Annotated in this window: 11 protein-coding genes; 5 read left to right on the top strand and 6 right to left on the bottom strand. The window is 45.4% G+C overall.

The genetic code is table 11. The features are described from left to right. Positions 1 to 442 precede the first annotated feature (442 nt). A complete protein-coding gene (gene relB, locus ACFR81_RS02510; RefSeq protein WP_068171814.1) occupies positions 443 to 688 on the top strand; it encodes a type II toxin-antitoxin system RelB family antitoxin in 246 nt (81 codons plus the stop codon). Beyond that, positions 685 to 954: a type II toxin-antitoxin system RelE family toxin gene (locus ACFR81_RS02505; protein ID WP_083147293.1), complete on the top strand. Its 270-nt coding sequence runs from the start codon at positions 685 to 687 to the stop codon at positions 952 to 954. Before relB ends, ACFR81_RS02505 begins: the two co-directional genes overlap by 4 nt. A 158-nt stretch (positions 955 to 1,112) precedes the next feature. Here the strand turns inward: ACFR81_RS02505 and ACFR81_RS02500 are convergent, their stop codons facing one another. Beyond that, positions 1,113 to 1,724 carry a class I SAM-dependent methyltransferase gene (locus ACFR81_RS02500; protein ID WP_343874314.1) on the bottom strand — a complete coding sequence of 204 codons (612 nt, stop codon included), beginning with the start codon at positions 1,722 to 1,724 and terminating at the stop codon, positions 1,113 to 1,115. 66 nt (positions 1,725 to 1,790) lie between these two features. Continuing rightward, positions 1,791 to 2,519 carry a DMT family transporter gene (locus ACFR81_RS02495; RefSeq protein WP_343874063.1) on the bottom strand — a complete coding sequence of 243 codons (729 nt, stop codon included), beginning with the start codon at positions 2,517 to 2,519 and terminating at the stop codon, positions 1,791 to 1,793. Positions 2,520 to 2,743: 224 nt separating this feature from the next. On the opposite strand from ACFR81_RS02495, the gene ACFR81_RS02490 reads away from it, so the two are divergent. After that, the gene (locus ACFR81_RS02490) at positions 2,744 to 3,715 is read left to right on the top strand and encodes a hypothetical protein (RefSeq protein ID WP_343874061.1); all 972 of its coding nucleotides are present in this window, start codon (positions 2,744 to 2,746) and stop codon (positions 3,713 to 3,715) included. Between the two features lie 486 nt (positions 3,716 to 4,201). Here the strand turns inward: ACFR81_RS02490 and ACFR81_RS02485 are convergent, their stop codons facing one another. The 3 genes from ACFR81_RS02485 to ACFR81_RS02475 all read right to left on the bottom strand — a co-directional run bounded on the left by ACFR81_RS02485 (position 4,202) and on the right by ACFR81_RS02475 (position 7,825). Beyond that, complete coding sequence (locus tag ACFR81_RS02485; RefSeq protein ID WP_343874059.1) at positions 4,202 to 4,915, bottom strand: hypothetical protein; 714 nt, start codon at positions 4,913 to 4,915, stop codon at positions 4,202 to 4,204. Between the two features lie 63 nt (positions 4,916 to 4,978). Beyond that, positions 4,979 to 5,932, bottom strand: a complete 954-nt coding sequence (locus tag ACFR81_RS02480; RefSeq protein WP_343874056.1) for a tyrosine-type recombinase/integrase — start codon at positions 5,930 to 5,932, stop codon at positions 4,979 to 4,981. Positions 5,933 to 6,508: 576 nt separating this feature from the next. Then, entirely contained in the window at positions 6,509 to 7,825 is a 1,317-nt protein-coding gene (locus ACFR81_RS02475; protein ID WP_343874053.1) for a serine/threonine-protein kinase, read from the bottom strand. A 317-nt stretch (positions 7,826 to 8,142) separates the two neighbouring features. Between ACFR81_RS02475 and ACFR81_RS02470 the strand changes: the two genes are divergently transcribed. Beyond that, positions 8,143 to 8,418, top strand: a complete 276-nt coding sequence (locus ACFR81_RS02470) for a helix-turn-helix domain-containing protein (RefSeq protein WP_343874049.1) — start codon at positions 8,143 to 8,145, stop codon at positions 8,416 to 8,418. A gap of 18 nt (positions 8,419 to 8,436) precedes the next feature. Further along, a complete protein-coding gene (locus tag ACFR81_RS02465) occupies positions 8,437 to 8,643 on the top strand; it encodes a transposase family protein (RefSeq protein ID WP_377148618.1) in 207 nt (68 codons plus the stop codon). 433 nt (positions 8,644 to 9,076) lie between these two features. On the opposite strand, the gene ACFR81_RS02460 is transcribed toward ACFR81_RS02465, so the two are convergent. Further along, positions 9,077 to 10,315: a hypothetical protein gene (locus tag ACFR81_RS02460; RefSeq protein ID WP_377148613.1), complete on the bottom strand. Its 1,239-nt coding sequence runs from the start codon at positions 10,313 to 10,315 to the stop codon at positions 9,077 to 9,079. Positions 10,316 to 11,039: the final 724 nt, after the last annotated feature.

Genomic DNA, 11,039 nt, shown 5'->3' with positions numbered 1-11,039 from the left:
TGAGCCCGGTTGTACGCTTGTTGTGCAACGGTTCTTCCGGTTTGGCTTGAGGTTATTTGTGATGATTTAATGCTCATTTTTGCCTTCGGTGGGATCGTTGTCTAGTTGGTGGGTTTTACCCCTTATGAATAAGCCTCGGTGCAGGTTAGCTATATCGGTTGATTCTCAGCTTGAGCAGTTACTTCTATTGTCCGACTTAGGTGGTGTTGATGTTAACGGCGGTCATCTTGGACGCGCTGGCATTCATCATAAATTTCTGGCGACCATCTGCTTGCTGAGTTCAAAGAACTTTTAATAGGCCAATAGTATCAGTATCCTTCGGGGTAAATCTCTGCATGAAATCATCTGTATTACCTTTGAACGTCCTAGCTGGTAAAGGGAGCCCGATATGAGAACCTCCCACTCACTAGAATCAATGAATGACGTGTAATACGATAATTACATGACAGTAGAAACAAAACCCCGTAAGGGATTTACCTTCCGCCCCTCAAATGACGTTCGGGAACGCCTGGAAGAGCTCTCCCGACAAACCAATCGACCTGTATCTTTTTATATCAATACCCTCTTGGAAGAGCATCTAGCAGAGATGGAGCACGCCTTTGCTCTCAAAGCTGATGCTGAAGCGGCACGATCAGGCAAAATCAAGACGTATAACCTGGCAGAGGCACGGGCAGAACTAGGACTATGAGTGGTACTTGGTCCTTAGAACTGACCCCCAGAGTTCTTAAGCAATTAAAGAAGCTAGATAAACCGGTTGCTCACCGGGTATTAGATGAGTTGGAAAAGCTAGTCGTTTCTGAGTATCCGCAGAGCCACTGTAAGGCGTTGACTGGTAACTATTCAGGGTTGTGGCGTTATCGCGTAGGGTCATATCGGGTCATTTTAGATATTGATCAGGGGAAATTGGTGTTGCTGGCTCTAGAGGTCGGGCATCGCTCTACTATCTATCGCTAGAAAGAACGGCAATAACAACTTAGCCATAGCTCACTGCCGTCAGCGGAGAAGAACTGATGTGAACATCGAAGAACGCCACCTGGATGCCCCCAATCTGAACTGTACGGTAGGGTCCAAACTAGCGAGTCATAGATGAGTAATCCTTAGTTGAGGCACCACTACGACGTCAGCACTGCGTGAATATCCCCATGCGCACGTGCACCTTCATCTTTTCGAGTGCTAGATGACTGCACCGTGAAACCTGCCTCCTGTAGTCGGGTACGCATGAAATCTATGGGATAAAACCAGCCTTGGGCTATCGCGTGATTAAAGGGCAGGACGTCCTCACCAGTAAAAAACCCCATCAGCAGGCTCCCGCCAGGGGAGAGAGCCTTTGCGATGAAAGATAATTCCTCATCCAGGTGCTCTGGGGCAGTGTGAATAAGCGAGTACCAGGTGAGGATTCCATTAAAGTGTGCCGGAGGTAAATCGCGTGCTGTCCCGGTGTGAAAGTTCAAATGGGAGAATCTGTTAGAGGCAATATCTACGAATTCATGGCTAGGGTCGTAACCCACTACAGATGCACCTGTTTCGTGGAGAAATTGTGTCCAGTGCCCCGGGCCACATCCCAAGTCGCAGATGCTTCCGTGAACATCGGTGGCCCACTGGCTGATTCTGCTCTGGTCAATCGGTGAGGTGGAGTTGATGTTCCCTAGTATGTTTGTGTAGGCGGTTGCTCGTTGGTTATAAGCGTCGGTGGTTCTTTCTAGAGGGGTGGTTCGGTGGGGCATAGAAGTCACTCTATTTCATCCCTCGGGTTCGTGGGTCTTTCATAGTGTAAAACGCTAGGTAAGGTGTTAGGACTTTTGTGTGGAGGGCGCTTTCACTCCCGCGTAGATACCTCCAAGAATTGCTAAACACCCCAGAACCTGCACAAACGAGAGCACCTCACCGACTAGCGCTGTTCCTAAGACAAGCCCTGTTAAAGGATTCAACAATCCAATAATGCTGACAGTACTGGCAGGTAGTCGTGTGACTCCGGTAAACCAGCAGATATAAGCGAGAATGCTGGCGAAGAAGATGATATAGGCGAAAGCTGCCGTGGTGCTCATGGATGGGGTGGGCATTATTCCCTCTGTCAGTAATGCGATGGGCGCAGTGATCATCCCGCCGATGGTGAGTTGCCATGCGGTGAAAGTGGTGGCGTCCACCGGTGGTTTCCAGCGACGGGTGAGGATGAATCCTAAGGCGGAGGAGATCATGCCGGCTCCAGCGGCAAGAAGCCCGATGGGGTCTAGTTGCCCTGTTGTTCCACCTAGCAGGGTGAATACTCCCAGTAGTCCGAGGAATCCTCCGCTGATGGTTCGGGGTGTTATTTTTTCGTTCAGGAGCAGGTGGGCCATGGTCATGGTGGCTATGGGGGAGAGGGCCATGATCATGGAGGCGATGCTGCTGGGTAGTTTGCTTCCGGAGATGTAGACCAGGATGAAGAAGCCTGAGATGGTGAGAGTGCTGATGATAAGTGTTCTAATCCACCATATGCCGTGGGGGAGTTTTCTGGTGATGGCTAGGAGGATGAGCCCCATATGATTGGTGCGCCCATATTGTGTTGGTGGGGGCCTTGAGACATACCGGGGCGGGCCGGTTACTTACGCTTCTAGTTTGACCTGTTGTGATGGCGTCTGTGTAGTGCGCTTACAAGGTAACGGGATGAGTTCAATCCACCAGAGCAGAGGGAGAAATATCTGTCTTGATACTCTTTCTCACAGCTTTCAGTTCATTATTAGGGGTGAGTAATAGGCTAGTAGATATGAACAAGAATATCTTCAGCTTCAATCTATCCCCCTCTAAGTTGCAGAATCTCATTGAAGTCTTAGATGCCTATAACCGGGACTTGTTGCTCAACGAGGAAGCTACACTTTCATGGAGTGTGTCCTCGACTTATCTCTCTGATCCCAAAGGAGATCAGTTAGCGCGTTGGGAAGTTCTAAAAGTAGAGGTCTATACTTCCAGCACCGAGATATTCGATATCATAAGGAACCATGATTTCTCAGATAATCCTGAGTGGCGGTTCCCTCGTAATCTACTGATTGGGTATTCGTTTGCCTCGATGCGTCAAAATGGTACTTATTCTTACATCTCCGAGAAGGATGACCCTGATCGTTCCACGATGAATGAAGTACTTAACGCTACAGTCAATAAGGACAACCCTGACCGTGATCGCCTCACCCCCCACGAGGGGGATAACATTCAGACTCGTGGTCTTCTAGCATGGGTACGGAAACTGGATAACTCCACCGACTACAACAGGGCACTCAAACGAGTAGTCTCCTCTGATTACGTCTCCTACAGGGGCGCAAAAATGCTAATCTCCGCTACAGGCGCGCACCAGCAGCGTGTAAGAGAGCGCGTTCAAAAGCAAGCTCGTATCAAAGCGAATGAGAAAAGCGACACCACCAAAACCGGCTCCTACGTGCCCAGCAAAACTAGCGCGGGGACGAACATGGCAACCGGTTCCTGGCTAGGGTCTGTAGGAAAACAAATCGCTGTATCGTTCAAAGTCATCGAATCACGGTGGGTAGAGAATAAATACAGCGAATGGGGCGACTCTGTGATGATCGTCGGTGAAGATATTCTAGGCAACCGTATCCGATTCTTCTACGCTGACTCTGCCACCCCAAAAGAGGGCATCTGGCTCAACGCCAGTGGAACCGTCAAAGAACACCGGGTAGTAGGAGGACGAAAAGAAACCCTCCTCGCCCGAGCGAGATGCTGGTTCTAAACCTTATCAAGGTAGATTCTTACCTAGTTTAAATAAGCCTTATAGGTATCGAGTTCTAGATTCCCAAGAGGGTGTTGGTGCCGGTTCCTTGGAGAAGATAATTCTGCTCGTCAAGTAGCTGAAATTCTAGTGGGAACTATCAGCGAGAATAGTTACACCGATAAACTAAAAATTTTTCGAAATCTTGGGCCCGAACTTATCGCTGACCTTTCAAGCAAAGGAGAGATCCCAGAAACACGCGAATAACAGTTACGAAGACATTGAGTATAATTGCTTTCTCTTTACTTCTGACTGAAGCTCTGATGGTCTTAACGGTAGCAATGGAGGAACGTAATTTACTGCTCGCTTTAGGTGCGGCAGTATTTTTAGTTGTTACAGCGATCTTGATGCCTCTTAACGCTAAGGAAAACTGATAGAGCGATATGATTTGAGGTTAATTCTGCGTCACTCTCGATGTAGCTAATTCTGACCCAACACAGGTTAGGTTTAGAGATTATGTTTAAAGAACCGGTCTAGTCGCTGAGCTCTTTCAGATACTGCTACATTTTGGCTGAAACAGAGAATGGTTCTGAACCGAGGAAAAGTCCTTTGCCGCACGGCAATGAGCTGCTGTCTATCTTCGGTAGCCCTCTTGATGATACGAAGGACTAAGGCGTCATCAAATATCATGCCTGATTCTGTTAGAAGCACCATCTTAGAGCCATGGATGGAGATATCTAATTGCAGAGAAGGAAATTTTTCTTTGAGGTGTTTTTGCAAGTCAGGTAATAATGCCACAAGGGGGATGAAGGTTTCTGTAGTGTCACCCAGAAATAACATTATGTGGGCAATTGGGAGATGTAAGCGTCGTTGCCTGCTTTGGTGATTTCGATGCAATCGGTTTATTACTTTACCGATTTGGATTCCTAATTTAGCCAGTGTGAGGAACAGCTTCGAACTTCCTAAGAGGGGCCCTCCTACAGCGGCGCCCATCCCAGGGGCTGGTTCTAGCGTGATAGGCAAGCCTGCGTTCGAAATAAATTCGACAACCTCTTTTCGCATACTATCTGTAGTTGAACCAGCCAGAGGAAGGAGCTCCTTTTGAGGAGCCATCATTTTAGCTTCTTCCCATAAGACATTATTCCCGCTTGGGGACGTAATTATGATGGAGGTGCAGATAAAACATCTTTCACCTAGCGTCGCTTGGACAGAAGCTGCCATATTTATCCTTCATATAGTCAAAATGTGGTTTACAGATTACAAGGATTAGAGAGTTTACTGGGCCTATTCGAAAATCGACCCTACTACTCGTGCTGATGAGTTCTCTAACCTCGATCGTGCATGGTCATATCGCCTGGTGGTGCGGGGGTCTTTATGACCTAGTGAGTCTTGTAAATGATGTAGGGCAACCCCCATCTCGAGGGCTAAGGTGGCGTGTGTGTGGCGCAGGACGTGGGCGGATACTGTCTTCCTAATTCCAGCACTGAGCGCTAGTTTTCTCAGCAATCCGTCCACGTTGCTTCGCTGCCAGGGTTGTCCGGTACGCGTGACAAAGACCAGGGGAGAAGTTCCGCTACTCTCGAGATGGTCAACGTCGGATCCTGTAGTCCTGGTCAGCTCCCTCAGATTCCGTAGCGTATGTTCAGGCAGATACACCGCTGACTTCTTTCCACCTTTGCGAGTAATCAGCAACCGCCCTTCAGAAATATCGGATTCCCTGATATTGAGGGCTTCACTGATGCGCAATCCAGTGCTGAGGAGCAGGTCCACTAGTGTTTGGGCTCTTAAAGAGTTCTCGGTAGCAGCATCGAGCAGACGCAATGCTTCGCGTTGGGTGAGGGCTTGGGTTGCGGTGAAGTCTGGATCGATAGCTGGGCGGCGGATGTATTCGGCCGGGGATTTTTCAATCACCTCATCCAGCAATAAAAAACGATAGAAGGCTGAGAATGCTGCGAGGCGTCGGGCCACCGATGCGTTGGAGTCGGTGTATTGTTCGTGGACCCGAGAGAAAACATCGAGGTGGGTGCGGCGTACCTGCAGTAGATCAACGTCTGCTTCGTCTAAAAAGGTGCAGAAGATTTTCAGATCATTGAGATAAGCCTGCTGAGTATTTTCTGAGGTGTAGGAAATGACCCAGGAACCAATCAGTTCTCGGTATTTCACGAAATTCGGTGGCGTTGAGCTTGCTTCCATCAACTCTGATGCATCACTGGGCATTACATCAAGTTCGCTCGACACTTCCCTCACACTTTCTGGGCAAAATCGTTTTTTGAGACCCACACCACCCAAAAATGGCCTCAGGCTCCGCTCAACCCATTTTATGGTACATAACCTACATTATGTACTTCGCATAGAATTCTTCTTGGTGTTATTCTTCTTTATAATCAGTGTGGGCTTTACTTACTCATGCTTACCCTGATTTAAAACCAAACTTGAATATTCAATAATTTGGTAGACACTACTTGAACCTTCTCACAAGTTATAGCATCTTGAATGCCAGAGATCATTAACGCAAAAGTTCCATCTAGAAGGAACTGAATTCTATTACGCCGCTCCAGTTCAAGCCCATCCAGAAGCTCCTTGAAGAATAGTTTTTTGCAACCCGAACTTCCGTGCATTCAGAAATAGCTTTAAACGTCTGTGGAATGGGGCTGTTGTGTGCTGTGTGGCAACGGTCTTTTCGGTATGGCTGAGATTATTTTGTAGTGTTGTAATCCTCTTGTTTTGTTGCTGGTGGGGCATTTGTCTAGTTGGATGGTACGGGATATGCGTCTACTTTTGAATAATCCTCAAAACACAGGGGGTCGGTTTGGATTAATATTGCTGGCGCTGAATTCTATCTGTGCCAACAGTGTAGTTTTGAAATCTAGAGTCAAATCTAGAAAAATAATCCCAGATATTTTGCCAATTGATAAAGGATCCAGGAGGTAAATAGTTAATTGAATCTATGCTTGGATTAATTTCACGATTTATTTCTGTATCGACACCGTTCATATATGAACTTATCCCTGGGTCAAATATTACCTGATTAAAATCAGTTAAATCTTCGCGGGATAATCTATCATCAAAATGCTGAAAACCAATAATTCTGTCAGGGTTATAAGCGGCAATATTTCCATGTAAAAAATTTATTAACAGAATCATTCTCATTAACTCTCCTGTAAATCTTTCAGGGGAAACCGGCCTCTCTCCTGTGTTTGTTTTATAAGTAAGCTTTCGGCATTGAGTTTTGCCAATTTTCCCCCCCACTGAGATGCTAAGAAAATCATCTAATCCCTTATAAATATTATCGGAATTAAATAAATACTTTAAGAGTTCTTTACAGTTATTATAAATAAACCATGATTCTCTCATGGAAGAAATATCTAAATTTTGTTTTTTGGTTGCTAATTTAGAAAAGTCGCTACTGCCTAAATCAATGAGTCTCATAGATATAAGATTTAGTGTTCCAGGGTTGATATTATCTCTTTTTAATATCTGCGTAGTAACCTCTCTTTCTATCCCGTCTGTGTATATAAATTCTCTTTTATCTTCGAATAAATCATCCCCTAATAGAATGTTTCCGCCATTTAGATCCCCATGGATGATACCTTTCTTATGTAGGCGGTGGACAGTAAGTAGAAATGTCATACATATATTTAAATTTACAGATAAAATTTCATGGTGATTTATTCCAAAATATTTCTGCTTTTCTTCTGCTGTATTAGAATCATCATGCTCTATTTCATGTTTCGTTTTATTATAAGTATTATCTACAATATTTATTGCGTCTCGTAATGTCACGATATGGGGTACGCTTTCCATTATGGAGTAAAGTATTTTTTGAGGGTATAGATACGTTCCGGCATTATGAACAGTTGCTATTATATTGGATATTCCAAAATTCGCGTTCTTTTTAGTCTCGAGCTCTGATTTTAAAAAGAATTTATTACCTCTATTGTGTTTGTCGTAATAGATTTTTATTACCTGTTCAGACTCTAAAAATCTATGCTTCGCTATAAAAGCTATTCCGTTTGCACCTTCTCCGATTGGTCTTATAAATTTGTAATCTTGAAATCCAGGAGAATTTATTGAATCGCCTACTCTGTCTCCATTTAGATAAAGTTCCCCATTTTTGATTGAGAATCTCATATTATCTCTATCCCTCGTTTTCTAATGATGTAATATAATTTATTAAATCTTATATATTTTAGATAAAATATATGATATATATTACTCTAAAATTTTGGATGAATGGATGGTTCTCTAAAAAATTTCGATTTATGAATTCGGAAGTGTCTGATGGGGTACACCTTGTGTGAACCCTCCCCATTGAGATAATGGTGATCATATAAGGAGGCTTATTCATAAGGGGGGGGTAAAACCTACCAACTAGACAACGGCCCCACCGAAGGCAAAAATTGAGGATAAATCACTACAAATATTCTCAAGCCGGATCGGAAGAACCTTTGCACAACAAGCGTACAACCGGGCTCACACAGGAGCAATTCACCACCCACACCACAGTACTAAAAATCACCCTCCTCTATCTGCGCCATAATCTCACTGAAGAGCTTCTTGCAGAAGCATACGAGGTCTCCCAGCCAACCATTTCTAGAAGTATTCACCGCGTCGAAGACGCCCTCCTGGACCTAGGAGAACTGAAGATTCCAGGGCTCGAATTTCTCAAAAATACCCCCGGCTCACTCGTAGTAGACGGAACACTGATTCCGGTCTGGAATTAGGCTTCACAAGGAGGAACACTGTTTTCCGGTAAGCACAACCGCACTAGATATAACCATCAGGTGATATGCACGCTGTCCCGTAAACTCCTAGCCATCACAGACCCGGTACCTGGCGCCAGACACGATGTCTATGCCCATCGTTTTCACCAGTTAGAGAAGTTCCTGAACGAGAGCACTCTGGCAGATAAAGGCTACATGGGGGCTCGGGCTTCTCAGTCCGACTAAACGCAAAGCAGGTGTGAGAATGAAGGCTACGGTGAAGGAGAAATATCGTCGGATTAACAGGCTACAGTCGGTGGTTGAGCGGATGATTGCTCAGGTCAAAACGCGGAGGGTTTTGCATACGGGGTTTCGGCGTCCGTTAGGCTCTTATCCCGGGTGTTTTCGGTGGTGCGGGCGTTGATTTTGTTTGCGACTGTGGACCCCTTATGAATAAGCTTCTTAGTAGAAAGATTCGGAAAATACCGGTTATACGCTGTCTATGAAAATTACGGTGAAGTTCTTGCCGAGTGCACCACTAATCATCGCTATTTTGATCTACACGTAAGTCAGGCTTTCACCACTTTTCAGGGCAGGTTACTGATTGAGTGAACTAAGGATTATATGTGGCAGACAGTGCTGAGGTTAATGTTGCTTTGTGCGAACTGATTTTCACTGATTACTGGATAAATTGATCCAGCCTATGCGACTTCCATAACTGGGGGTCATGGGTTTCACTGTGCCGATGACACCAATGGGGAAGTATAAAGGTGTTAACATGTGAGAGGGGAATAAATCTTTGCTGTGCTGTACCTCCAACAAGTCTTTGCTGGACTCCAGCACACAAGAGGACCGGGTCGAGTTTCAAACGAATATCCCAAACTTCCTTGGGAGCGAAAGCTTGAATAGTAGCCAACAGGGGTTTGGTAACAGGAGCACTCATCAAGACGAGGCGTTCAACGTCCGCTCCCTTGTTGATTGCATGGGTAGCAACTTCGCACCCGTAACTATGGGCAAATATACGATAAAAAGGTTCAGCAAAGGAAAGATCTGCTAGGTCTTGACCTGCTTGTAGCCGATCTTTCTGCCGTAGCCTTCCGCTCCAGCTGTATGGAGGCCGTACTAATCGCAAATGCATATTAATATCATTATTTAAATAGTTAAAGAAAGAGTTGCCTGGCCTCCACCAAGATGCTTCATATGCGTGTGTTCCATGTATAATAAGAGATTTTTTGGAGGACTCTCCTTCTTCTGAGCCCGAATTAAATTTCGAATCAATTCTGGAATTGAACTCTGCGTTGGAGAGATTTTCATGATTGCTATCAAGCCAAGCCAATGATGTTTGAGCGACTTGTACTTCGACCTCATCTTGTGAGCTCTGAGCGTGAATCAGCCTTAGCCAAGATAAAGTTTCCAGCCGTGCTCTCTTATTTATGTAAGTTCGTTTAGATGGATTTCTATGGGAGGTTCTACGTTCCGGGTATAGAAAATTCTCCGCAATCTTATCCCAGTTATCTTCTCCACTATCAAGAAATCTATAAAGTGTTGGAGTCATGCGAGGGCGAAGAGGGCGAGGTTCTCCATTAGTAAGCACCTTAGACAGGGCGCTGGCTGCACATGTAGCCTCGAAATGGTTCGGGGAAACAAGCCGTGAAATCAAAAAAATAGATACTAAATACTCTTCTTCTGGACTTAAACCATTGATTTTTCTTAGTCTGGAAAGGTTTTCAAGAGGTCGATTGGGAGAGTTGTCTTCTCGAAGAAGATGGTATGCGTAGTCTTTTTCGGAAAGACGATATCTGTGGTTTTCTTGGAGATGACGATATCCATAGGAGAGTTTTTCTCCGGTGAGTGTCTTAAGACCTAACTCCTCAATCTCTTTTTCAAGACCAATAAGAGCTTGAGGAGTAGCTAACATCGCGCCAAGGACTAGAGTGCGAGTAGCGTTAAGTTGGGCATATCTACGGTCACAATTGAATGATGCGTCAGAGTCTGAGACCTCGAAAGTATGGTTATGGGGCGTCATAGTTTGAATCTATCTTATACTCACCCCAAAATAAGACAGCCGGGTGCCACTTATGTCTTAGCTAATGTTCTATGCGAACTAAAAATAGTCTTTCTGCGGTTACAAAGCGCGAGAAGAAAAATGAATCTGAGAGTCTTCGTCTCGTTGTTCTTGATAGTTCATCCTTGCCATGCTCCTACCTCAGTCCCTAGTTCGGTATTGGACTCATTGGTGCATACATCAAAAACAACCAGGACTAACATCGACTTTTCGATGCAAAAAATTATTCCGGCATACACCCACAAAGCCGTTAACAGTATCCAAAAAGGCATGTTCTCGATGCGCTCTCGGTACGGTCTAGTCCCCTGCGGGGCCACGCTCAAACGTTCCTGTCCAACAGTAATCTTGGCATGCACCCCATTGGTAGGTGCGTTCGCCATCTTCGGAGAGATTCACTGTTTGGGCAGGGTGGACTCGTACGCTGAAGATTTCTTGCTCACTGTCATCCCTGCGGTATTCCTTGAGGCTTATTCATAAGGGGTCCGAAGCCGCAAAGAAAATCAGCGCCCGCACCAGAAGAAAACACCCGCAAATAAACACCGAGCGGCCGACGGAAGCCCGTATGTAAAACCCGCCA

It is taken from the genome of Rothia amarae (genome assembly GCF_042677725.1).
Taxonomy (GTDB): Bacteria; Actinomycetota; Actinomycetes; order Actinomycetales; family Micrococcaceae; genus Rothia; species Rothia amarae.
The sequence above is the reverse complement of the archived record's forward strand: the minus strand, read 5'-3'. Positions and strand labels throughout refer to the sequence as shown.

Bases quoted from the DNA above. Each gene is read 5' to 3' on its own strand.
- ACFR81_RS02460 (WP_377148613.1), bottom strand. From the start codon at position 10,315: ATGTTAGCTACTCCTCAAGCTCTTATTGGTCTTGAAAAAGAGATTGAG.
- relB (WP_068171814.1), top strand. From the start codon at position 443: ATGACAGTAGAAACAAAACCCCGTAAGGGATTTACCTTCCGCCCCTCA.
- ACFR81_RS02485 (WP_343874059.1), bottom strand. From the start codon at position 4,915: ATGGCAGCTTCTGTCCAAGCGACGCTAGGTGAAAGATGTTTTATCTGC.
- ACFR81_RS02495 (WP_343874063.1), bottom strand. From the start codon at position 2,519: ATGGGGCTCATCCTCCTAGCCATCACCAGAAAACTCCCCCACGGCATA.
- ACFR81_RS02490 (WP_343874061.1), top strand. From the start codon at position 2,744: ATGAACAAGAATATCTTCAGCTTCAATCTATCCCCCTCTAAGTTGCAG.
- ACFR81_RS02500 (WP_343874314.1), bottom strand. From the start codon at position 1,724: ATGCCCCACCGAACCACCCCTCTAGAAAGAACCACCGACGCTTATAAC.
- ACFR81_RS02505 (WP_083147293.1), top strand. From the start codon at position 685: ATGAGTGGTACTTGGTCCTTAGAACTGACCCCCAGAGTTCTTAAGCAA.
- ACFR81_RS02475 (WP_343874053.1), bottom strand. From the start codon at position 7,825: ATGAGATTCTCAATCAAAAATGGGGAACTTTATCTAAATGGAGACAGA.